The following is a 22,698-nucleotide window of genomic DNA, read 5'->3' on the forward strand; positions in this document are numbered from 1 at the left end:
CCGATCCCCCTCTCGGATTCTCCCCTCTTGCCCGCAGCAGAGGACCTGTCAGCGAAGCCGGTCGAGCCGGTCCAGCAGCGCCACCCAGAAGGCCGCGGGCAGCTCCGCGTCGACCGGTACGGCGAAACAGCGCGCATCGGCGAACGGCGCGCATTTCACCGCGTCCTTCTCGGTCATCAGCACGGGCAGGTCGTTGCCGAACTGCAGGTCCTCGGGGCGATACGCATGGTGGTCGGCGAACGCGTGCGGCACCACGCCCACGCCCAGCGCGCGCAGCATGTCGAAGAACCGCTGCGGGTTGCCGATGCCGGCCACCGCATGCACGCGGATGCCGATGTACGAGGCCAGTGCGCGTGGGCGCCCGCCGGCGATCGGCAGCGCGGCGCGCGCCTGCAGGTGCATCGGCCACTCGCCGAAGCCGGTGCCGCCCTGCCCCGCCCCATGGCCCAGGTTGACCACGCGGAAATCGCAGCAGCGCCCCCGTTCGACCGGCTCGCGCAGCGGTCCGGCCGGCAGCATCCGGCCGTTGCCGTAGCGTCGGCTGCCGTCGATCACCTCGATCTCGATGTCGCGCGCCAGGCGGTAGTGCTGCAGGCCGTCGTCGCAGACCACGATGTCGCAGCCGGCTTCGGCCAGCGCGCGCGCGGCCGCGGCGCGGTCGCGGTCCACGCGCACGGGGACCGGCAGGCGCCGGGCGACCAGCACCGGTTCATCGCCGCCGTCCTGCGGCAGGGTCTCGGCGGTGACCCATAGCGGCGCCGCATCGTCGCGCCGGCCGTAGCCGCGGCTGGCCACTCCCGGCCGCCAGCCGGCCTCGCGCAGCTTCTGCACCACCGCGATCGTCAGCGGTGTCTTGCCGGCGCCGCCGGCGGCCAGGTTGCCGATCACCACCACCGGCACCTCGACCCTGCGCTGCCGCAGCAGGCCGCGGCGGTACAGCCGCCGCCTGAGTGCGGTCACGCCGGCATAGAGCGGCGCCAGCAGGCGTGCCCACGCGGGCACCGCGGCGTCGCCGAACCACCAGCCCGGTGTCCGTGGAGCCCCCTTGTTCATGCCGTCCGCCTCGCCCCCGGCCTCATCCGGCGCCGCGCTCGCGGAACTGCGCGCCATGCAGGTGGGCATACAGCCCCCCCGCGGCCAGCAACTGCGCGTGGTTGCCGCGCTCGACCAGCCGCCCGTGGTCCAGCACCAGCACCTGGTCGGCATGTTCGATGGTGGAAAGGCGGTGGGCGATGACCAGCGTCGTGCGTTCGGGCATCAGCCGGTGCAGCGCATCCTGGACCAGGCGCTCGGACTCGTTGTCCAGCGCCGCGGTCGCCTCGTCCAGGATCAGGATCGGCGCGTCGCGCAGGATCGCCCGGGCGATCGCCAGGCGTTGGCGCTGGCCGCCGGACAGCAGCGCGCCGTTCTCGCCGATGTGGGTGTCGAGGCCGTGCGGCAACCGCTCGATGAATTCCCAGGCGTTGGCGGCCTCGGCTGCGGCCCGGATCGCCTCCGGGCTGGCGTCGGCGCCATAGGCGATGTTGGCCGCCACGGTGTCGTCGAACAGCATCACCTTCTGCCCGACCAGGGCGATCTGCCGGCGCAGGTCGGCCATGCGGTAGTCGTGCAGCTCCACCCCGTCGAGGGTGATATGGCCGCTGCTGGGCTCGTAGAAGCGCGGCACCAGCCGCACCAGGCTGGTCTTGCCGCTGCCGGAGCGGCCGACGATCGCCGTGACCGTGCCCGGCCGGGCGGTAAAACTGATGTCGTCCAGCGCGAAACCGGGCTGGTCGCGGTAGCGCAGGCTCACGCGGTCGAAGACCAGCTCGCCCCGGGCGCGGCCGAGGGCGCGGGTGCCGGCGTCGGCTTCCTCCTCGGCGTCGAGGATCGAGAACAGGCGCTCGGACGCGGCCACCCCGCGGGAAATGGCGGTCTGCACGCTGGTGATCCGCCGCAGCGACGGGATGATCGCCATCATCGCCGTCATCAGCATCACGAAATCGCCGGCGTCCAGCCGCCCCTCCAGGGCCTCGTGCGCGGCGACCCAGACGATCGCCGCCAGCGCCAGCGCCGCCAGCAGCTGGGTCATGGCGGATGCGCCGGCGCGGGTGCTCTCGACCTTCATGTTCAGGCCGAGGATGCGGTTGGCGAGGGCGGCATAGCGGGAGATCTCCAGCCCCTGCGCGCCATGGATCTTGACGTCCTGCTGCGCCGACAGCGATTGCTCGGCGCTGGCCGCCATCCGGCCCATCCCATCCTGGATGCCGCCGCTGATCCGGCGGTAGCGCTTGCCCACGTACCACACGATCACGCCGATCAGCGGCGTGACCAGCAGCATGGCGATGGTCACCTTGACGCTGGCCCAGAGCATAAGACCCAGCAGGTAGGCGATGGTCAGGCTGTCGGTGACCAGGGTCTTGAGCGCGTCCGAGCTGGCCTGGGTGACCTGTTCGGTGTCGAAATTGAGCCGGCTCACCATCACCGGCGTGGACTCGGCGTCGAACTGGGTCGACGGCAGGCGCAGGTACTTGGCCAGGACCTGCTCGCGCAGGTCGCGCACCACGCTGCGGCCGGTCCGGGCCATGCCGTAGTCGGTGACGAACGTGGCCAGGCTGCGCAGCACGAACAGGCCGACGATGGCCAGCGGCAGCAACACCGCGTCGCGAGCCGAGGGTTCGACGAAATTGTTGGTGAGCGGCTTCATCAGGCGCACGAAGCTGCCGCCGGCGATCGCCTCGATGACCATCCCGACCAGCGCTGCGGCCAGGAACGGCCAGTAGCGGCCGGTGTAACCCAGCAGGCGCCGGTAGATCGGCCAGACCGGGGGATGCCGGTCGCTCAAGGCTGCGGCCCCGGCGAAGCCGCGGATGTCGTCTCCGGAGCGGTGGCGATGGCGATCCGGCGGAAGCCCAGCTGCGCCAGCGCGTCCTGCGCGGTGACCACGGCCTGGTAGGGCGTGCGCGCGTCGGCGCGCAGCATCACCGGCAGTTCGCGGTCCTCGCCGGCCGACTCCACGATCGCCTGCTTCACTGCCTCGATCCCGGTCTGCAGCACTTCGCGCTCGCCGACGAAGTAGCGCCCGTCGGCGTTGACGATGATGTTGAGCGTGCGCGCCGGCGGCGGTGCCTGGGGACTGGCCACCGGCAACTGCAGCTGCAGGGTCGAGCGTACGTCGAAGGTGGTCGTGATCACGAAGAAGATGATCAGCACCAGGATGACGTCGATCAGCGGGACCAGGTCGATCCCGGGCTCGTCGTAGGCGCGCTGGTCGCGGATGCGCATGGCAGGCTCAGCCGCGGGCCGGTGCGGGCGGCGCCGGGCGCGCGCCGGCCACGCGGGCCGCCGCCTGCGCGGTCGCGGCCGGCGACACCTGCGGCGCCGGGCGGGCGGTGTCCAGGGCATCGAGCAGCGCCGTGGCCTCCTGCTCCATCTCGATCACGTAGCCGGCGATGCGGCTGCGGAAAAAGCGGTGGAAGATCAGCGCCGGCACCGCGATGATCATGCCGGTCGCCGTGCACACCAGCGCCTTGCCGATGCCGCCGGCAAGCTGGTTCACGTCGCCCAGGCCATGGTCGAGGATGCCCAGGAACATCTGGATCATGCCCACGACGGTGCCCAGCAGGCCCAGCAGCGGACCGGCCGAGGCGATGGTGCCGAGCGCGCTGAGGAACTTCTCCATCCTGAAAACCAGGTGCCGGCCGGTGTCCTCGAGCCGCTCGCGGATCACCTCGCGTGGCTTGTGGCGCACGTCCAGGGCCGCGGCCAGCAACGCGCCCAGCGGCGAGTTGCGGCGCAGCGACTCGATGTGGGCCGGGTCGAGCTGGCCGCGCGCGGCCCAGTTGCGGACTTCCTCGCCCAGCTTCGGCGGCATGACCTCGGCGCGGCGCAGGCTCCACAGCCGTTCCAGGATGATCGCCAGGGCCGCCACGCCCAGCAGCAGCAACGGCAGCATCGGCCATCCACCGGCCTTGACCAGCTCCCACACCTGAACCACCTCCGGCACCGGGCCCTATCGACGAGGCGTAAGGATGACGGCAAAGACGGCCCCGGCGCCAGCCCGGCGCGCCGGGGCTGAGGACCGGCGCACGTTAACAGTGGACGGTGCATGCGCCGCCTCGGCAGGGGCGCGTCGGGCATCCGCGACCGGGCGCCATGCCGATGGGAGGTCCGCCGGCAGTCGCATGGCCCGGTCCGGCGCGGCTTCCGGGCTTCGCCGACACGGGAGCTGGCGACGGCGCGCAGGCGAAGACCGGGCAGGCACGGGCGGTTGTGCATCGGCGGCTAGGGCGGCGGGTCGTCGGGATACCAGAGGCGGCGACGCCAGGCGCGGCGCTCCCGCAGCGACAGGCCATCTGCGTCGAGCCAGACCCTGATCGCACCGGATCGCGGTGTCGCCAGCACCTCGGCGCCATGGTGCCGCCAGCGCCGGACCACCGCCTCGCGCGGGTGCCCGAAGCGGTTGCCGCGGCCGGCCGAGACCAGCGCAAGGCGTGCCCCGGTGGCGGCGACGAAGGCGCCGGAGGACGATTCGTCGCTGCCATGGTGCGGGACCACCACCACCTCGGCGCGCAGGCGCCGCGGGTCGCGCAGCAGGCGCCGCTCCACCACCTCGCCGATGTCGCCGGTGAGCAGCACCGCGCCGTGGGCCGATTCGATCCGCAACACGCAGCTGGACTCGTTGCGCAGGTACGGGAAATGCGCGGTGGGGTGCAGGAAGGCGAAGCGCACCCCATCCCATTCCCAGCCTTCTCCTGCCCTGCAGGGACGATCCACCTGCACCGGGCCCCCTTCAGGCCCCGACGACGACCCTGTCGGCAGCGTCCGCTGGATCGCGGGCCAGCCGCCGGCATGGTCGAGGTCGCCGTGGCTGAGTACCGCCCGGTCCACGCGGGTGATGCCGAGCGCGCGCAGGGCCGGCACCACCGCCCGCTCGCCGGCGTCCCAGCCATCGTGCACGGCCGGCCCGGCGTCGTAGAGCAGAACGTGGCGCGAGGTCCGCGCCACCAGCGCGAGCCCCTGCCCCACGTCCAGCACGTGCAACTCGACCCCACCCGGTGCGGGCAGCTCCCGCGGCGGCCACAGCAGCGGCAACCAGAGCAGCAGCGCCAGGCCCTTGCCCGGAACCCCGCGCGGCAACAGCAGCCAGAATGCCGCGAGCAACGCCACTGGCAGCGCCCACGCTTCGGCCTCCGGCAGCCACCACAGGGCGAAGGGACTGGCCGCCATGCGTTCGAACAACTGCCAGCTCGGAGCGAAGCACGCGCCGGCCGCGCGCCAGGCCCATGCTCCCGCGCCGTCATGGACGGCTTCCAGCGCCGTGCCCAGCAGCGACAGTGGCACCACCACCAGGCTCCACCACGGCACCGCGAGCAGGTTGGCCAGCGGTCCGGCTAGCGACGCCTGCAGGAACAGCACTGCCCCCAGCGGCAACAGGCCGAGTGTGGCCACGCCCTGCGCCGAGAGGAAATCGCGCAGCCAGCGGCGGCCGCCTTCGGTGGGCAGGCACCAGACCAGCCAGGCCACTCCGGCGAAGCTGAGCCAGAAGCCCGCCTGCAGCACGGCCAGCGGATCGAACAGCAGGATTGCTAGCAGCGCCAGGGCGAGCGCCTGCCAGGCACCCAGCGGCCGGCGCGCCAGGCGCGCGCCGGCCACCACCGCGATCATCAGCGCGGTACGCACGGTCGGCAGGGCGAAACCGGCGACCGCCGCGTAGCCGGCGGCACCGGCCATCGCGGCCAGCGCCGCGGCATGCGGGCGCGGCAGGAACAGGCCCAGCCGCGGCCACAGCCACCACCCGGCCATCGCCAGCCAGGCGCAGAACCCGGCGACCAGGCCGACATGGAAACCGGAGATCGCGACCAGGTGGGTGAGCCCGACCGCGCGCAGCGTTTCCCAGTCGCCGTCATCCAGGCCGCGGGTATCGCCCAGCGCCAGCGCGCGCACGAATCGCGACGAGGCCGCTGGCACCTGCGCGTCGATCCGGGAGGCGATGCGCGCACGCCAGGCATCCAGCCCCGTTGCCGGCGCCAGTTCGCGCGCCAGTTGCGGGTTGCGCACGTAGCCGGTGCCGGCGATGCGCTGGGCCAGGGCGTGGCGACCGGCGTCGGCGCCCCCGGGATTGGCCAGTCCGTGCGGCGCGCGGAGCTTGAGCGGGAAGCTCCAGCGCGCGCCCGGCTCCAGGGCAAGCCGCGGTCCCGGACCGGTCGCGCCGAAGTCGTCGTACCAGGCCAGACGGACCCGCCGTCCCGCGACCGGGGCGGGTGCGTCCCCGTCGATCCGGAACTCGAAGCGGGTCCGCCGGGCCTCGTGCGATGGCAGGCCCAGTACCTGCCCGGTTACTTTCAACTCGCGTCCCTCCCAGGCGGGCGGCAGCCAGCTGCCCAATGCCCAGCCGGCGTGCAGCGCCACCCAGCCGGCACCCGCCAATCCCGCGGCCAACGCGCGTCCGCGCCAGCGCGCCGCCCAGCCGGCCAGGCCGGCGAGCAGCAGGAGCCCACCGGCTGCCGCAGGTACCAGCCAGGGGAGGAACAGGCAGGTCACCGTTCCGGCGAGCAGGCCGCACACGCAGGCCGGGCCCAGGGCGGGCGGCACCGTGGCGGCCGCGGTAGCGTGATCGCCCGATCCATGGTCGAGCGAGCCATCGGCGCTCACGACCAACCTCCGGCATCCCGCGCGCCCCCCGCCTGCGGCCGCCTGGTGCGTGCCCGCGGCGCACGGACCGGCAGGCGCCGGCCGCAGCCATCGCCCAACCACGGCCACACGCCCGCACTCCTGCCCGCGCCCGGATCGTTCATCGCCGCTTCGTCCCTGAAGCCGTCGTGTTCCATCGTGCCGCCGCCGGCCAGGCGCCGGCGATCGGACAAGCCTGTGCCGACGGCTCGGACTTCTCCGCGGGCTTCCCACTGGACGCGCTGGCGGGCCCGCGGCGACCATCGGGCGCGGCCGTGGGTCGCAGGCGCCGACGGGCCGCCGACGCCTCCCGAGGACCCGACCTGATGCACCGGATCGAGATCGTCTATTGCACCCGTTGCCGCTGGCTGTTGCGCGCGGCGTGGATGGCGCAGGAACTGCTGACCACCTTCGAGCGGGAGATCGCTTCGCTCTCGTTATGCCCTGGCGACGGCGGCATCTTCGAAGTACGGGTCGACGGCGCGGCGGTCTGGTCGCGGGCAGCCGACGGCGGCTTCCCGGACATCGCCGAACTCAAGCGGCGCGTGCGCGACCGGGTGGCACCCGGGCGGCTACTGGGCCACCTGGATCGCCCGGACGCGGGCCCGGGCTGACGCGTGCGCGGCGGTCGGCACGCCGATGCGCCGTTTCCTACGCCGCGTCGCGGCATCGTCCGACGGCGGGCGGCCGCGCGAGCGGCCACGCTGTCTGCGGACCGGCGCCACGCCGCCGGCGGGAGGCGGCGATGGAGTGGAATTTCAGGGACCTGCAGCGCTCGCGACGCGACGCATGGTTCGGCGGCGTGTGCGGCGGCTTGGGCGAACACACGCCCGTGCCTTCCTGGTTGTGGCGGGTGGCATTCATCGCCACCACTGTGGGCCTGGGCTGTGGCCTGGTGGCTTACGTGGCGTTGTGGATCCTGATGCCACGCGCGCCCGTGGCGCCGGTGGTGGTGGCGGACGAGCCGGCCCCCTAGCGATGCCGGCGCAGGCCGCCTGCTCCCCGGCTAGCAGGATTCCGGCGGACGCGGTGGGAGCGTCGTGCGACTTCGGGCCAGGCCACGCGCGATGGCCCCCTCGCAGCGCGGGCTCCTGGCAAGCGGACTGCCGCCGAAGCGTTCCACCCCGGCATCGGGGCGCCGCCCGGACAGTCAGGCGGCCTGCAGGTCGTGCGGCGACAGCTCGCGCAGTTTGCCCTCGTGCAGCTCCAGCACCCGGTCGAGCCGGCGCGCCAGGCGCCGGTCGTGGGTGACCAGGACCAGGCTGGTGCGCTGGGCGCGGTTGAGCTCGAGCATCAGCTCGAACACCGTGGCCGCGGTCTTCTCGTCGAGGTTGCCGGTCGGCTCGTCGCCGAGCACGCAGGCCGGACGGTTGACCAGCGCGCGCGCCACCGCCGCACGCTGCCGCTCGCCGCCGGACAACTCGCCGGGCTTGTGGCCGAGGCGATGCCCCAGGCCCACCGCCTCGAGCAGCGAGCCGGCGCGCGCGCGCGCATCGTCGACTTCGCCGCCGGCCAGCAGCACCGGCATCATCACGTTCTCCAGCGCGGTGAACTCCGGCAGCAGGTGGTGAAACTGGTAGACGAATCCCAGCGCGCGGTTGCGCAGTCGGCCGCGCTGCGCGTCCGACAGCGTCGACATCTTCTGCCCGGCCACGTAGACCTCGCCGGCGCTGGGCGTGTCCAGGCCCCCGAGCAGGTGCAGCAGGGTGCTCTTGCCGACGCCCGAGGCGCCGACGATCGCCACGGTCTCGCCCGCGTTCACATGCAGGTCCAGGCCGTCGAACACGTGGGTCTTCATCCTGCCTTCGGCGTAGGTCTTGCCCAGGCCTTCGGCGCGCAGAGCCTCGCTGGATTCGTGCACGGTGCCCGCTCCGGTGGCGTTGGGGTTCTCACTCATAGCGCAGCGCCTCCGCCGGCTGGGTGCGCGCGGCGCGCCAAGCCGGGTACAGGGTGGCGAGGAAGCTCATCACCAGCGCCACCACCAGGGTCAGGACCACGTCGTTGGTCTGCATGTCGGTCGGCAGGCCGGTGATGTAGTACACGTCCTCCGGCAGCAGGGTCACGTTGAACAGCGCTTCGATGCCGTCGAGGATCCGTTCCAGGTTCCAGGTCAGGGTCACGCCGCCGATGAAGCCCAGCACCGTGCCGATGATGCCGATCAGCGTGCCCTGGACCATGAACACCTGCATCACGCCGCCCGGGGTCAGGCCGAGCGTGCGCAGGATCGCGATGTCGGCCTGCTTGTCGGTGACCAGCATGACCTGCGAGTTCACCAGGGTGAAGGCGCCCATCAGGATGATCAGCGACAGCAGGATGCCCATCACCGTCTTTTCCATCTTCAGCGACTGGTAGAGGTTGGCGTTCTCGCGGGTCCAGTCGCTGACCCGGTAGTAACCCGGCAACTTCAGCGCCAGGTCGCGCGCCACCTCGTAGGCCTGGTTCATGTCGTGCAGCATCAAGCGCACGCCGCTGGCGCCGTCCATGCGCAGCACCCGCTGCAGGTCGGCCATGTGGACCACGGCCAGGCCGCGGTCGATGTCGTTGTAGCCTGCCTCGAACACGCCACTGACGGTAAAGCGCTTGTAGCGTGGCATCGCCCCGATCGGCGAGCCCTGGAACTCCGGCAGCATCACCGTGACCTGGTCGCCCAAGTCCACGCCCAGCCACAGCGCCAGTTCCTGGCCCAGGAGGATGTTGTAGCTGCCGTCGGCCAGGGTATCGGCCGAGCCGCGCTTCATCTTCTCCGCCAGCACCGACACCTGGTCTTCCAGCGCCGGCACGATGCCGCGGACCATCGCCGGCTGCTTGCGCGGGCCCGACAGCAGCGCCTCGGTCTCGATGAACGGCGCCGCGCCGGCCACGCGCGGGTCCGCGGCCGCCACGTCCAGCGCGTGCTGCCAGTCCTGCATCGGCACCCCGTCGGCGACCACGGTCGCGTGGGCGGCGAACTGCAGCAGGCGGTCGCGGATCTCCTTCTGGAACCCGCTCATCACCGCCATGGTGGTGATCAGCACGGTGACGCCCAGGGCGATGCCGAGGATCGAGGCCAGCGAGATGAAGGAGATGAAGCCGTTGCGGCGCTTGGCCCGCAGGTAGCGCAGGCCAATGGCCACGGGGACGGGTTTGAACATGGGCCGAGGGTGTCCGTTGCCGGCTCACCCCGGCGGTCGATGGCCGCTATGGTGCCATCGGCCGGTCGCCGCGCGAAGCGTCGCGCGCGGCGACGGCCAGCCGCAGTTCACGCCGCAGCGGCGGCGGCAGCGTGTCCGGCCACCACACCAGGCGCGCGTGGTGGCCATCGGCTTGCACGGCATGGACGAACGCCAGCGGTCCTCGCCACCGCACCCGGCAGTCGTGCAGGTGCTCGCCGTCCAGGCTGTCCGCCCCCCCTGCATGGCCGGCGAGGACCAACCGGCGATGGGGCCTGGCCGCTTCGCGCCGCAGCAGCCACAAGCCCCGGCACGCCGCAGCGGCGGCCAGCGGCCAGGCCCAAGCACCCGGCAGGTCCGATCCGAGTATCGCCGCCGGTGCCAGGCCGGAGATCAGCGCCAGCAACGCCAGCAGCCAGCACGAAGGGCGCCATTCAAGCCGGCAGGGCACGGATCCGGGCGATGAGGTCGGCGAGTTCGACATCCGGACAGGCCTCGTAGCCCATGAACCAGCGCCACAGCCTATCGTCCTCGCAATCGAGCAGCCTCAGGAAAACACCCCGCTGGGCGTCGGTCGCAGCCGGATAGGCGTGTACGAGCCAGCGCTCGAACAGCTGGTCCAGCTCGCGCATCCCGCGCCGGCAGCGCCAGCGGATGCGGCGCAGGTCGGCGGCGGGATCGATGTCGGGCGGAAGGTCGGTCATCGGAGCAGCGTTGCAAGCGAGCCACCATTGTGCCGGCGGCACCGCCGTTTTGTGTAGGCGCCCGCCTTCATGGGCGACACGTTGACGCCGAGCCCGCATTCGCCCACTTCATCATTGCGGGTGGCGACTCGCAGGCACGTGCGCGTCGCGCGCCGGCAAGCAACAGGCGCGAGCCTGCGCCCACCCGCGGCCGGCATCGACACCGGCGCGACGGCGCCTCGTACCACCACGAATGGCCACGTCACCGCTGGTCCGGCGCTTAGGCCTCGCCCGCGATCAGCCCTGCGCCGCCTCGCGCTGCTTGAGCCGGCGGTTGACCACCAGCGCCGCCAGCGTCGCCAGCGCACCCGACAGCAGGTACAGGCCCACGTACGGCAGGCCGAATTCGGCCGCCAGCACCAGCGCCACCAGCGGCGCGAACGCCGCGCCGATCAGCCACGCCAGGTCGGTGGTCAGCGCCGCCCCGGTGTAGCGGTAGCGCGAACCGAAATTGCGGGTCACCGCACCGGAGGCCTGCCCGTAGGACAGCCCGAGCAGGACGAAGCCGATCAGCATGAACAGCTGCTGCGCACCCGGACCGCCACCCAGCAGGGTCGGGGCGAAGCCGCTGAACACCGCGATCGCCACCGCTGTGGCGGCCAGGGTCTGCACCCGGCCCACCCGGTCGGCGATCACGCCGGAGGCCAGCACGCCGCCCATCGCCAGGAACCCGCCCACCACCTGCACCATCAGGAAGCGGCTGATGTTCTGCTCGGTGTACAGCTGGATCCACGACAGCGGGAAGATCGTGACGACATGGAAGATGGCGTAACTGGCCAGCGCGGCGAACGCACCGATGACCACGTGCCGGCCCTTGACCCGGAACAGCTCCGACACCGGCACCGGCTCGAGCTCGCGCTCGCCCATCTGCTGCTCGTACTCGTGGGTGACCACGATGCGCAGGCGCGAGAACAGCGCCACGACGTTGATCGCGAAGGCGGCGAAGAACGGATAGCGCCAGCCCCAGTCGTAGAAGTCGGCGTTGGACAGGCTCGAATACAGGAACGCGAACAGCGCGGCGGCGACGATGAAGCCGGCCGGCGCGCCGAGCTGGCCGAGCATGGCGTACCAGCCACGGCGGTGCTTGGGCGCGTTGAGCGCCAGCAACGACGGCAGGCCGTCCCAGGAACCGCCCAGGGCCACGCCCTGGCTGGTGCGGAACAGGATCAGCAGGACGATGGCCAGTGCACCCACCTTCTCGTAGCCGGGCACGAAGGCGATGCCGGCGGTGCTGGTACCGAGCAGGAACAGCGCGGCGGTCAGCTTGGTGCCGCGGCTCCAGCGGTCCTGGATCCACAGGAACAGTACCGTGCCGAGCGGCCGCGAGACGAACGCCAGGGCGAACACCATGAACGAATACAGCGTGGCCTGCAGCGGCTCGGCGAACGGGAAGAACACCTTCGGGAACACCAGCGCCGAGGCAATGCCGTATACGAAGAAGTCGAAGTATTCGGAGATGCGGCCGATGACCACGCCCACGGCGATCTCGCCGGGGGCGACCTGGGCATGGGACGCCGGATCCTGTCCGTGGACGGAAACCGTGGGAGAGGCGGCGGGGCTGGACGCGGGAATGGAGGACATCGCGATGGGAGTGTGCTGTGCCTGCGGGGGGAGGCTACACCGGGTTGCGTGGCGGAGGCGTGCGCCACCGGGCCGGGGCCGGCGGCACAGGTTCCCACCGATGGCCCGCCGCGACCATAGGACAAAACGCCCAATCGTCGTGTTAACGCGGCAGGAGTAAAGTGGCGGCCGCTGAGACCCCCACCAGCCCCTATTCAGATGTCCACCATCATGCACCTGCGCCGGCTCCTGCTGGCAGCCGGACTGGTCGCTCCGTTGGCCGGCTGCAACACCATCCTGCTCAACGCGCCCGGCGACATCGCCCGGCAGCAGGGCGACCTGATCATCGTCGCTACGCTGCTGATGCTGATCATCATCGTCCCGGTGATCGCCCTGACCCTGTTCTTCGCCTGGCGCTACCGGGCCTCGAACAAGGCCGCCACCTACAAGCCGGACTGGGACCACTCGCTGCAGCTGGAGCTGGTGATCTGGGCCGCGCCGCTGCTGATCATCATCGCCCTGGGCGCGATCACCTGGATCAGCACCCATACCCTGGATCCGTACCGCCCGCTGGACCGCATCGCCGAGGGCCGCCCGCTGCCGGAAGGCACCGAGCCGCTGGTGGTGGAGGTGGTGGCGCTGGACTGGAAGTGGCTGTTCCTCTATCCCGAACAGGGCATCGCCACGGTCAACGAGCTGGCCGCGCCGGTGGACCGGCCGATCCAGTTCAAGCTCACCTCGTCCACGGTGATGAACGCGTTCTACGTGCCGGCGCTGGCCGGCATGATCTACACCATGCCGGGCATGCAGACCGAATTGAACGCGGTCATGAACTCGCCCGGCGAGTACGAAGGCTTCTCGGCCAACTACAGCGGCGCCGGTTTCTCGGGCATGCGCTTCCGCTTCCATGCGCTGGACGGCGCCGGCTTCGACGAGTGGGTGGCCCGCGCGCGCGCCGGCGGCAAGCTCGACCGCGAGGCCTACCTGGCGCTGGAAAAGCCCAGCGAGCGCGAGCCGGTTCGGCACTTCGGCAGCGTCGAGGACGGCATGTTCGACGCCATCCTCAACCGCTGCGTCGACCCGCGCCGGATGTGCATGCACGAGATGATGGCGATCGACGCCGGCAACGGCCCCGGCCGCACCGGGATCGAAGGCCTGGAGGCGCGCCGCACCGGCGACCTGCGCGGCCGCCGCTACGTGCAGTCGGCCATGTGCGCCTCCACCGACGCCCCGGCCGCCGGCCTGAACACCTCCCTTTCCCGCCTCGCTCCCTGAGCGGACCACGCCGCCGCCCGCGCCCGCGCCGGCGGCCTGACGACGGAAACTGCAAGCGATGTCCTCCCCCCACTCCACTTCCGCGCCCTACAACCCGCTGACCGGCTACCTGGGCTGGGAATCGTTCCCGCTGCACGACCCGGTGATCCTGTCGGCGTTCATCGGCACGATGCTGGCCGGCATCGCGGTGCTGGCGCTGATCACCCGTTACAAGCTGTGGGGCACGCTGTGGCGCGACTGGTTCACCAGCATCGACCACAAGAAGATCGGCATCATGTACATGGTGCTGGGCCTGGTGATGCTGCTGCGCGGCTTCGCCGATGCGCTGATGATGCGCCTGCAGCAGGCGATGGCGTTCGGCGACAACCTGGGCTACCTGCCGCCGCACCACTACGACCAGGTGTTCACCGCCCACGGCGTGATCATGATCTTCTTCGTGGCCATGCCGCTGGTCACCGGCCTGATGAACTACCTGGTGCCGCTGCAGATCGGCACCCGCGACGTCGCCTTCCCGTTCCTCAACAACTTCAGCTTCTGGATGACCACCGCCGGCGCGGTGCTGGTCATGCTGTCGCTGTTCGTGGGCGAGTTCGCCAAGACCGGCTGGCTGGCCTACCCGCCGCTGTCGGGCATCGACTACAGCCCCGACGTGGGCGTGGACTACTACATCTGGGCGCTGCAGATAGCGGGCCTGGGCACGTTGTTGTCGGGCGTCAACCTGATCGTGACCATCGTCAAGATGCGCGCGCCGGGCATGACCCTGATGCGCATGCCGGTCTTCACCTGGACGGCGCTGTGCACCAACGTGCTGATCGTGGTCAGCTTCCCGGTGCTGACCGCGGTGCTGGCGCTGCTGGCGCTGGACCGTTACGTGGGGACCAACTTCTTCACGAACGACCTCGGCGGCAACCCGATGATGTACGTGAACCTGATCTGGATCTGGGGCCACCCGGAGGTATACATCCTGATCCTGCCGTTGTTCGGCGTGTTCTCCGAGATCGTGGCCACCTATTCGGGCAAGCGCCTGTTCGGCTACAGCTCGATGGTCTACGCCACGGTGGTGATTACCGTGCTGTCCTACCTGGTGTGGCTGCACCACTTCTTCACCATGGGCTCTGGCGCCAGCGTCAACTCGTTCTTCGGCATCACCACGATGATCATCTCGATCCCCACGGGCGCGAAGATCTTCAACTGGCTGTTCACCATGTACCGCGGCCGCATCCGCTTCGAGGTGCCGATGCTCTGGACCATGGGCTTCATGGTCACCTTCGTCGTCGGCGGCATGACGGGCGTGCTGCTGGCGGTGCCGCCGGCCGACTTCGTCCTGCACAACAGCCTGTTCCTGGTCGCCCACTTCCACAACGTGATCATCGGCGGCGTGGTGTTCGGCCTGTTCGCCGGCATGACCTTCTGGTTCCCGAAGGCGTTCGGCTTCAAGCTCGACGACTTCTGGGGGAAGATGTCGTTCTGGTTCTGGCTGGCCGGCTACTGGTTCGCCTTCACCCCGCTGTACGTGCTCGGCCTGATGGGCGTGACCCGCCGGGTCAGCCACTTCACCGATCCCTCGCTGCAGATCTGGTTCCAGATCGCCGCCTTCGGCGCGGTGCTGGTGGCCATCGGCATCGCCTGCTTCCTGATCTGCATCTTCGTCAGCTTCCGCAAGCGCGAGCAGCTGCGCGACGTCACCGGCGACCCGTGGGACGCGCGCAGCCTGGAGTGGTCCACCTCCTCGCCGCCGCCGGAGTACAACTTCGCCTTCACCCCGGTGGTGCACGACAACGATGCGTGGTGGGACATGAAGCAACGCGGCGCCAGGCGCCCGCTGTCCGGCTTCCTGCCGATCCACATGCCCAGGAACACCGCCGCCGGCGTGGTCCTGGCCGGACTGAGCACCGTGCTCGGCTTCGCCCTGGTCTGGCACATCTGGTGGCTGGTGATCGCCTCGTTCGCCGCCACCCTGGTCGCCACGATCGTGCACACCTTCAACTACAAGCGCGACTACCACATCCCGGCCGAAACGGTGGCCCGGACCGAGGAGCAGCGCACCGCCCTGCTGAACGCCCATGTCTGACGCGATCGCCCTGACCACCGCCGACGCCGTGCCGCCGGCCAGCCCACCGGTCCAGTACTACGACCTGTCCGGCGAACACCACCCGCAGCAGGGCACCCTGCTCGGCTTCTGGCTTTACCTGATGAGCGACCTGCTCATCTTCGCCTGCCTGTTCGCGGTCTACGGCGTGCTCGGCCGCAGCTACGCCGCCGGCCCGACCGGGGCGGACCTGTTCGACCTCCCGCTGATCGCGGTCAACACGGCGATGCTGCTGTTCTCCTCGATCACCTACGGCTTCGCCATGCTGTCGATGCAACGCCGCAACATCCCCGGCGTGCTGGCCTGGCTGGCGATCACCGGCCTGTTCGGCCTGGCCTTCCTCGGGATCGAGCTGTACGAGTTCTCGCACCTGATCCACCAGGGCGCCGGGCCCCAGCGCAGCGCGTTCCTGTCCTCGTTCTTCGCCCTGGTCGGCACCCACGGCCTGCACGTGACCTTCGGCATCGTCTGGCTGGTGGTGCTGATGGTGCAGGTGCAGCGCTACGGCCTGCACGCGGCCAACCAGCGCCGGCTGCTGTGCCTGTCCATGTTCTGGCACTTCCTGGACGTGGTCTGGATCGGCGTGTTCACCTTCGTCTACCTGATGGGAGTGCTGTGATGAGCCGTCCCGACGACCCGCACGCGCACGACGGCCACGGCCATGCCGGGCAAGCGCACGGCGACCATGGCCACGACGACCATGTCGAGGCCGCGCACGGCACGATGCGCGATTACGTCACCGGCTTCGTCCTGTCGGTGATCCTCACCGCGATCCCGTTCTGGCTGGTGATGAACGGGGTCATCGCCAGCGCGGGCATGACCGCCGCGGTGATCCTCGGCTTCGCCGCGGTCCAGATCGTCGTCCACATGGTGTACTTCCTGCACATGAACGCCCGTTCCGAGGGTGGCTGGAACATGCTCGCGCTGATCTTCACCGTGGTGCTGGTGGTGATCGTGCTATCGGGCTCGCTGTGGGTCATGTACCACCTCAACGCGAACATGATGCCGATGTCGCCGCACGAGGCGCGGGTCCAGCCCTGAACCGCGGCCTCGCCCTCGGACCGGCCCCGATGCCCGGGACGGGACAGCGCGGCGACGACGTGCCGCGCTCGCCGCGCGGCCCGTTCGCGCTGGCCCTGCTCGCCATCGCCTTCGCCTGCGGGCTGGCCCTGTTCGCCTCGCTCGGCGCCTGGCAGGTGCAACGGCTCCACTGGAAGCAGGACTTGATCGCCCGCGTGGACGCCCGCGTCCACGCCGAGCCGGTGGCCGCCCCCGATGCGGCGCGCTGGGCGGCCACGCCCGCCCGGGACCACGAATACCGGCGCGTGCGCCTGCGCGGCGAATGGATCGCCGGCGCGGACACCCGCGTGCAGGCGGTGACCGAAGCCGGCGCCGGGCGCTGGCTGTTGCGGCCGCTGCGGCGCGACGACGGCAGCGTGGTCCTGGTCAACCTGGGCTACGTGCCCGAAGACTGGCAGGCGCCCGCACCGGCGAACGGTCCGGTCGAAGTCACCGGGCTGCTGCGCCTGACCGAACCGGGGGGTGGCTTCCTGCGCGACAATGTGCCGGCGCAGGAACGCTGGTATTCCCGCGACGTGGCGGCGATCGCCGCCCATCGAGGCCTGGCCGGTGCGGCGCCCTACTTCGTCGATGCGGACGCGGCCTCGGCGGCGCAGGCCGGCTCGCCCTGGCCGCGCGGCGGCCTGACGGTGGTACGGTTCCGCGACAACCACCTGGGCTACGCGCTGACCTGGTTCGCGCTGGCCCTGCTGGTGGCCGGCGGCGCGTGGCGTTTCGCGCTCGAGGAGGTGCGCATCCGCCGGCGCTGGCGCTCGAACCGGGCCACGGAGGCCAACGATGCGGCGGACGGCGACAACCCGCGTGCCCGATAAACGCCAGGCGATCGAGTCGGCCCGCACCGATACCGCCCGTGGCGCCGGCGTGCGCAACATGCAGCAGCTGATCCAGTTGCGCTGGATCGCGCTGGTCGGGCAGCTGGCCACCATCCTGTTCGTCCATTTCGTGCTTGGGATCGCCCTGCCACTGGCGACGATGCTCGGCGTCGCCGCCTGCCTGGCCGCCTTCAACCTGGCCAGCCTGCTCTACTGGCGCCCGCGCCAGGACGTGGGCGATGCGGCACTGCTGGCGGCACTGCTGGTCGACGTGGCGGCCTTGACCGCGCAGCTGTACCTGAGCGGCGGCATCACCAATCCGTTCGTGTTCCTGTTCCTGCTGCAGGTGGCGGTCGGCGCGGTGCTGCTGCCGGGCTGGGCCGCCTGGGTGGTGGTGGCGGCCAGTTGCGCCGGGGTGCTCGGGCTGGTGGTCTTTCCCGGCCCGGTCACCATCGCCGCCAATCCCGAACAGGGCATCGGCGATGCCTACGTCCAGGGCCTGCTGGCCTGCTTCCTGCTCACCGCGGTGCTGGCCGGGCTGTTCATCGGCCGCATCGCCCGGATCCTGCGCGTGCGCGATGCGCGCCTGGCCGACCTGCGCCAGCAGGCGGCCGAGGAGGAACACATCGTGCGCATGGGCCTGCTGGCCTCCGGGGCCGCGCACGAACTGGGCACGCCGCTGGCCACGCTCTCGGTGCTGCTCGGCGACTGGCGGCGCATGGCCCCGTTCACCGAACACCCCGAGCTGCAGCAGGACCTGGACGAGATGCAGACCCAGCTGGCGCGCTGCAAGGCGATCGTCACCGGCATCCTGCTGTCGGCTGGCGACACCCGCGGAGAGGCGCCGGCACAGACCACCCTGGCGGTGTTCCTGGACGAGCTGGTCAGCGAATGGAGCGCCACGCGCCCGGTCGGCGTGCTCGACTACCGCCGCCACCTCGACCAGGACCTGCCGATCGTCTCCGATTCCGGGCTCAAGCAGATGATCGGCAACATCCTGGACAACGCGCTGGAGGCCTCGCCGGACTGGGTCGGGTTGGAGGTCAGCCGCCAGGGCGAGGACGGCGAGACGCTGCGCCTGAAGGTGAGCGATGCCGGAACGGGCTTCACCGCCGAGACCCTGGCCAACTTCGGCAAGCCCTACAATTCGAGCAAAGGGCGCCCGGGCGGCGGCCTGGGCCTGTTCCTCTCGCTCAATGTCGCCCGCAGCTTCGGCGGCCGCCTGTATGCGGCCAACCGCGTCCCGCGCGGCGCCGAGGTGGTGCTGGAACTGCCACTGTCCGCGCTGGCCCTGCCCCCGGAACAACTGGACGGATCGATCGATGGCTGAAGACACCACGCCGCGCCGCCTGCTGGTCGTCGAGGACGACGAAGCGTTCGCCCGCACCCTGATCCGTTCCTTCGAACGGCGTGGCTACGAAGTCCGCCACGCCACCGGCCAGGCCGAACTGGAGCAGGCGCTGCTCGACTTCGCCCCGGGCTACGCCGTGGTCGACCTGAAGCTGGCGGGCGGCAGCTCCGGGCTGAGCTGCGTGCAGGCGCTGCATGCGCACGATCCGGCGATGCTGATCGTGGTGCTCACCGGCTATGCCAGCATCGCCACCGCGGTGGAGGCAATCAAGCTCGGCGCGTGCCACTACCTGGCCAAGCCGTCCAACACCGACGACATCGAAGCCGCGTTCGGTCGCGCCGAGGGCAACGCCCAGGTCGGCCTGGGCGAGCGCCCCACGTCGATCAAGACCCTGGAGTGGGAGCGCATCCACGAGGTGCTGGCCGAGACCGGCTTCAACGTCTCGGAAACCGCCCGCCGCCTCGGCATGCACCGGCGCACGCTGGCGCGCAAGCTGGGCAAGCAGCAGGTCAAGTAGGCGCCCGATCGTCGCGGCGCCGCGCCGCTCGAAATCGTGGCGAATCCCCTGCCTCCGGTTAACGGCGCGTCGTCCGACTGGGCAGCTCGCATGAGTCAACGACGGAAGGCATAGGCTGTTCCATTCGGTGCAAGACGGTGCATGCGCCCTTTGTGGGTAGCTGGGCCAAGAGCAGCGGCGGGGTCGGCTCCGGAGGGGGCCGCCGCTCTGCCGCCATGGGGGTCGTCGCTCGCACCGGCGTCCCTGCCTCAGCTCGCGACCGCGGCACATCCCTGTGCCGCTCGACCCCCACGGCGACAGAACGGCGTCCTTTCGGCGCGTCAGGGACGTGGCTTCGATCATTGCAACGCTTCGAGCGATCAGGCTTTTCGCGAAGAATGAAGCAAACGGCAATGCGCTGTCGCTGACCAAAGTCACTCCATGAATCGAAGCCACGACCCCGAAGATCCCCGAGGACGCCGTGTCCTGGGGAGAGGGTCCAAGTGGCACATGGATGTGCCACGACCCGAGTAAAGACAGGATGTCGTCCCGAGGGATGGGCCCTCTCCCCAGGGCGCGGCGGCCCCTTCCGAAGCCGACGCTTCAACCAGCCAGCGCCAAAAGCCGCTACTCCGAGCAGCCCTCCAACGCCGGCGTTCGTTCGTTCAGGTCATGCGCCAAGGCTCCAGCCAGGCAACCAACAGCCCCGCGCTTCCAGCGTCGCCCGCCCGACACGCGGCCCGGAACAAGGCCCAAAAAAAAGCCCGGCGATGCCGGGCTTTTCCCAGTAGCTCGAATCAACCGCGCATCAGGCGCGGCGCGCCATCATCAGCTTCTTGATCTCGGCGATTGCCAGCGCCGGGTTGAGGCCCTTCGGGCAGGTCCGCGCGCAGTTCATGATGGTGTGGCAGCGGTAGAGCTTGAACGGATCTTCCAGGTCGTCCAGGCGCGCACCGGTGTCCTCGTCGCGCGAATCGATGATCCAGCGGTAGGCCTGCAGCAGGATCGCCGGGCCCAGGTAACGCTCGCCGTTCCACCAGTAGCTGGGGCAGCTGGTCGAGCAGCAGGCGCACAGGATGCACTCGTACAGGCCGTCCAGTTTCTTGCGGTCCTCCGGCGACTGCAGCCGCTCGCGATCCGGCGGCGCCGGCGTCTGCGTGCGGATCCACGGCTTGATCGAAGCGTACTGCGCGTAGAAATGGGTCAGGTCCGGGACCAGGTCCTTGACCACGCTCATGTGCGGCAGCGGGTAGATCGGCACCTCGGCCTTGCCGCAGTCGGCGATCGCCTTGGTGCAGGCCAGCGTGTTGGTGCCGTCGATGTTCATCGCGCACGAACCGCAGATGCCCTCGCGGCAGGACCGGCGGAAGGTCAGGGTCGGGTCGATCTCGTTCTTGATCTTGATCAGCGCGTCCAGGACCATCGGCCCGCACGCGGCCAGGTCGACCTCGTACGTGTCGGTGCGCGGATTGGCGCCGTCGTCCGGGCTCCAGCGGTAGACCTTGAAGGTGCGCGGGTTCTTCGCGCCCTTGGCCGGGAAGTGCTTGCCCTTCCGGACCGTGGAATTCTTCGGGAGACTGAACTCTGCCATGGCTGATCTCGTTGGCTCAGGCGGCCCGCGGTGCGAGCGTGGCGCGCGCGGTGCCGCGTGCGTCGTGGAGGGTGGCGGTCTGGCGCTGCATCGCGGCCTCAGTACACGCGCGGCTTCGGCGGCACCACGGCCACGTCGTCGCTGAGCGTGTACATGTGCACCGGCCGGTAGTCGAAGCTGCAGCCGCCCTTGTCGTCGACGGTGACCAGCGTGTGCTTCTGCCAGTTGGCGTCGTCGCGCTCGGGGTAGTCCTCGTGCGCGTGCGCGCCGCGGCTCTCGTGGCGCTGCTCGGCCGAGTTGATCGTGGCCACCGCATTGAGCAGCAGGTTGTGCAGCTCGTAGGTCTCGATCAGGTCGGAGTTCCAGACCAGCGAGCGGTCGGAGACCTTCACGTCCTCGAAGCTGGCGAAGATGTCCTTCATCTTCGCGCAGCCCTCGGCCAGGGTCTTGCTGGTGCGGAACACCGCCGCGTCGGACTGCATGGTCCGCTGCATCCGGTCGCGGATCACCGCGGTGGGGGTATCACCGTCGGCATGGCGCAGCTTGTCCAGGTGCGAGAGCGCCTTGTCGCAGGCGTCCGGGGCCAGCGGCTTGTGCGGGGCGCCCTTCCTGATCGTCTCGGCGCAGCGGTTGGCCACAGCGCGGCCGAACACGACCAGGTCCAGCAGCGAGTTGGAGCCCAGACGGTTGGCGCCGTGCACCGACACGCAGGCCGCCTCGCCGATCGCGTACAGGCCCGGCACCACCGCGTCGGGGTTGTCGCCGACCTTGCGTACCACCTCGCCGTGGTAGTTGGTCGGGATGCCGCCCATGTTGTAGTGCACGGTCGGGATCACCGGGATCGGCTGCTTGGTCACGTCCACGCCGGCGAAGATGTGCGCGCTCTCGGCGATGCCCGGGAGCTTCTCGTTGATCACTTCCGGGCCCAGGTGGGTCAGGTCGAGCAGGATGTGGTCCTTGTGCTCGCCCACGCCGCGGCCTTCGCGGATCTCGATGGTCATCGAACGGCTGACCACGTCGCGCGAGGCCAGGTCCTTGTAGTGCGGCGCGTAGCGTTCCATGAAGCGCTCGCCGCTGGAGTTGCGCAGGATGCCGCCTTCGCCGCGCACGCCTTCGGTGATCAGGCAACCGGCGCCGTAGATGCCCGTGGGGTGGAACTGCACGAATTCCATGTCCTGCATCGGCAGGCCGGCGCGCATCACCAGGCCACCGCCGTCGCCGGTGCAGGTATGCGCCGAGGTGGCGCTGAAGTACGCGCGGCCGTAACCGCCGGTCGCCAGCACCACGCCCTGGGCGCGGAACAGGTGCAGCGAGCCTTCGGCCATGTCCAGCGCCAGCACGCCGCGGCAGGCGCCCTCTTCGTCGAAGATCAGGTCCAGCGCGAAGTACTCGATCATGAAGCGCGCGTCGTGCGCCAGCGACTGCTGGTACAGCGTGTGCAGCATGGCGTGTCCGGTGCGGTCCGCGGCCGCGCAGGTGCGCTGCGCCGGCGGGCCCTCGCCGAAGCGCGTGGTCATGCCGCCGAACGGGCGCTGGTAGATCTTGCCTTCCTCGGTGCGCGAGAACGGCACGCCGTAGTGCTCCAGCTCGATGATCGCAGGGATCGCCTCGCGGCACATGTACTCGATCGCGTCCTGGTCGCCCAGCCAGTCCGAACCCTTGATGGTGTCGAAGAAATGGTAGCGCCAGTCGTCCTCGCCCATGTTGCCCAGCGCGGCGGAGATGCCGCCCTGCGCGGCGACGGTGTGCGAGCGGGTCGGGAAGACCTTGGTCAGGCACACCGTCTGCAGGCCCTTCTGGGCCAGGCCGAAGGTGGCGCGCAGGCCGGCGCCACCGGCGCCGACGACGACCATGTCGTACTTGTGTTCGGTGATCTTGTAGGCGGACATCGGGTCTGTATT

At 70.4% G+C, this 22,698-nt stretch carries 21 protein-coding genes; 9 read left to right on the forward strand and 12 right to left on the reverse strand.

The window, feature by feature from the left end:
- Positions 1 to 48 precede the first annotated feature (48 nt).
- From lpxK to ABKA19_RS06235, 5 genes are all read right to left on the reverse strand, one after another.
- Positions 49 to 1,053 (reverse strand): tetraacyldisaccharide 4'-kinase, encoded by a 1,005-nt coding sequence (gene lpxK, locus ABKA19_RS06215; protein ID WP_353688175.1) that lies wholly within the window; start codon positions 1,051 to 1,053, stop codon positions 49 to 51.
- Positions 1,054 to 1,075: 22 nt separating this feature from the next.
- Positions 1,076 to 2,824, reverse strand: a complete 1,749-nt coding sequence (gene msbA, locus ABKA19_RS06220) for a lipid A export permease/ATP-binding protein MsbA (RefSeq protein ID WP_353688176.1) — start codon at positions 2,822 to 2,824, stop codon at positions 1,076 to 1,078.
- A complete protein-coding gene (locus ABKA19_RS06225; protein WP_353688177.1) occupies positions 2,821 to 3,264 on the reverse strand; it encodes an ExbD/TolR family protein in 444 nt (147 codons plus the stop codon). The genes msbA and ABKA19_RS06225 overlap by 4 nt, the downstream gene beginning before the upstream one ends.
- 7 nt (positions 3,265 to 3,271) lie before the next feature.
- Positions 3,272 to 3,967 (reverse strand): MotA/TolQ/ExbB proton channel family protein, encoded by a 696-nt coding sequence (locus ABKA19_RS06230; protein WP_353688595.1) that lies wholly within the window; start codon positions 3,965 to 3,967, stop codon positions 3,272 to 3,274.
- 296 nt (positions 3,968 to 4,263) lie between these two features.
- Positions 4,264 to 6,633: a DNA internalization-related competence protein ComEC/Rec2 gene (locus tag ABKA19_RS06235; RefSeq protein WP_353688178.1), complete on the reverse strand. Its 2,370-nt coding sequence runs from the start codon at positions 6,631 to 6,633 to the stop codon at positions 4,264 to 4,266.
- Positions 6,634 to 6,977: 344 nt separating this feature from the next.
- Between ABKA19_RS06235 and ABKA19_RS06240 the strand changes: the two genes are divergently transcribed.
- On the forward strand, positions 6,978 to 7,265 hold the full coding sequence (locus ABKA19_RS06240; protein ID WP_353688179.1) for an Rdx family protein: 288 nt from the start codon (positions 6,978 to 6,980) through the stop codon (positions 7,263 to 7,265).
- Positions 7,266 to 7,396: 131 nt separating this feature from the next.
- A complete protein-coding gene (locus ABKA19_RS06245) occupies positions 7,397 to 7,627 on the forward strand; it encodes a PspC domain-containing protein (protein WP_353688180.1) in 231 nt (76 codons plus the stop codon).
- A gap of 174 nt (positions 7,628 to 7,801) precedes the next feature.
- Here the strand turns inward: ABKA19_RS06245 and lolD are convergent, their stop codons facing one another.
- The 5 genes from lolD to ABKA19_RS06270 form a co-directional block, all read right to left on the reverse strand.
- A complete protein-coding gene (gene lolD, locus ABKA19_RS06250; RefSeq protein ID WP_353688181.1) occupies positions 7,802 to 8,548 on the reverse strand; it encodes a lipoprotein-releasing ABC transporter ATP-binding protein LolD in 747 nt (248 codons plus the stop codon).
- Positions 8,541 to 9,782 (reverse strand): lipoprotein-releasing ABC transporter permease subunit, encoded by a 1,242-nt coding sequence (locus tag ABKA19_RS06255; RefSeq protein WP_353688182.1) that lies wholly within the window; start codon positions 9,780 to 9,782, stop codon positions 8,541 to 8,543. The genes lolD and ABKA19_RS06255 overlap by 8 nt, the downstream gene beginning before the upstream one ends.
- Before the next feature lie 46 nt (positions 9,783 to 9,828).
- Positions 9,829 to 10,251, reverse strand: a complete 423-nt coding sequence (locus ABKA19_RS06260) for a hypothetical protein (protein ID WP_353688183.1) — start codon at positions 10,249 to 10,251, stop codon at positions 9,829 to 9,831.
- Positions 10,235 to 10,504 (reverse strand): FAD assembly factor SdhE, encoded by a 270-nt coding sequence (locus ABKA19_RS06265; RefSeq protein ID WP_502945728.1) that lies wholly within the window; start codon positions 10,502 to 10,504, stop codon positions 10,235 to 10,237. The genes ABKA19_RS06260 and ABKA19_RS06265 overlap by 17 nt, the downstream gene beginning before the upstream one ends.
- Positions 10,505 to 10,780: 276 nt before the next feature.
- Complete coding sequence (locus tag ABKA19_RS06270) at positions 10,781 to 12,124, reverse strand: MFS transporter (RefSeq protein ID WP_353688184.1); 1,344 nt, start codon at positions 12,122 to 12,124, stop codon at positions 10,781 to 10,783.
- A 198-nt stretch (positions 12,125 to 12,322) separates the two neighbouring features.
- Here ABKA19_RS06270 and cyoA point away from each other — a divergent pair, with 198 nt between their 5' ends.
- From cyoA to ABKA19_RS06305, 7 genes are read left to right on the forward strand one after another with little or no spacing between them, the layout of a single operon-like run.
- A complete protein-coding gene (gene cyoA, locus ABKA19_RS06275; protein ID WP_353688185.1) occupies positions 12,323 to 13,378 on the forward strand; it encodes a ubiquinol oxidase subunit II in 1,056 nt (351 codons plus the stop codon).
- A gap of 58 nt (positions 13,379 to 13,436) precedes the next feature.
- Complete coding sequence (gene cyoB / locus ABKA19_RS06280) at positions 13,437 to 15,449, forward strand: cytochrome o ubiquinol oxidase subunit I (RefSeq protein ID WP_353688186.1); 2,013 nt, start codon at positions 13,437 to 13,439, stop codon at positions 15,447 to 15,449.
- Positions 15,442 to 16,086, forward strand: a complete 645-nt coding sequence (gene cyoC / locus ABKA19_RS06285) for a cytochrome o ubiquinol oxidase subunit III (protein ID WP_353688187.1) — start codon at positions 15,442 to 15,444, stop codon at positions 16,084 to 16,086. Before cyoB ends, cyoC begins: the two co-directional genes overlap by 8 nt.
- Complete coding sequence (gene cyoD / locus ABKA19_RS06290; RefSeq protein ID WP_353688188.1) at positions 16,086 to 16,508, forward strand: cytochrome o ubiquinol oxidase subunit IV; 423 nt, start codon at positions 16,086 to 16,088, stop codon at positions 16,506 to 16,508. The genes cyoC and cyoD overlap by 1 nt, the downstream gene beginning before the upstream one ends.
- A 29-nt stretch (positions 16,509 to 16,537) precedes the next feature.
- The gene (locus ABKA19_RS06295) at positions 16,538 to 17,359 is read left to right on the forward strand and encodes an SURF1 family protein (RefSeq protein WP_353688189.1); all 822 of its coding nucleotides are present in this window, start codon (positions 16,538 to 16,540) and stop codon (positions 17,357 to 17,359) included.
- Positions 17,349 to 18,689, forward strand: coding sequence for an ATP-binding protein (locus ABKA19_RS06300; RefSeq protein ID WP_353688190.1), 1,341 nt, complete (start codon positions 17,349 to 17,351; stop codon positions 18,687 to 18,689). Before ABKA19_RS06295 ends, ABKA19_RS06300 begins: the two co-directional genes overlap by 11 nt.
- Positions 18,682 to 19,227 carry a response regulator transcription factor gene (locus ABKA19_RS06305; protein WP_353688191.1) on the forward strand — a complete coding sequence of 182 codons (546 nt, stop codon included), beginning with the start codon at positions 18,682 to 18,684 and terminating at the stop codon, positions 19,225 to 19,227. Before ABKA19_RS06300 ends, ABKA19_RS06305 begins: the two co-directional genes overlap by 8 nt.
- A 787-nt stretch (positions 19,228 to 20,014) precedes the next feature.
- On the opposite strand, the gene ABKA19_RS06310 is transcribed toward ABKA19_RS06305, so the two are convergent.
- Together ABKA19_RS06310 and sdhA are read right to left on the reverse strand one after the other, a co-directional pair.
- Complete coding sequence (locus ABKA19_RS06310; protein WP_162375707.1) at positions 20,015 to 20,797, reverse strand: succinate dehydrogenase iron-sulfur subunit; 783 nt, start codon at positions 20,795 to 20,797, stop codon at positions 20,015 to 20,017.
- A 98-nt stretch (positions 20,798 to 20,895) separates the two neighbouring features.
- Positions 20,896 to 22,686, reverse strand: a complete 1,791-nt coding sequence (gene sdhA / locus ABKA19_RS06315; RefSeq protein ID WP_353688192.1) for a succinate dehydrogenase flavoprotein subunit — start codon at positions 22,684 to 22,686, stop codon at positions 20,896 to 20,898.
- Positions 22,687 to 22,698 lie beyond the last annotated feature (12 nt).

This window comes from Pseudoxanthomonas sp. Soil82 (genome assembly GCF_040446535.1).
In the GTDB taxonomy this organism is placed as follows: domain Bacteria; phylum Pseudomonadota; class Gammaproteobacteria; order Xanthomonadales; family Xanthomonadaceae; genus Pseudoxanthomonas; species Pseudoxanthomonas kaohsiungensis.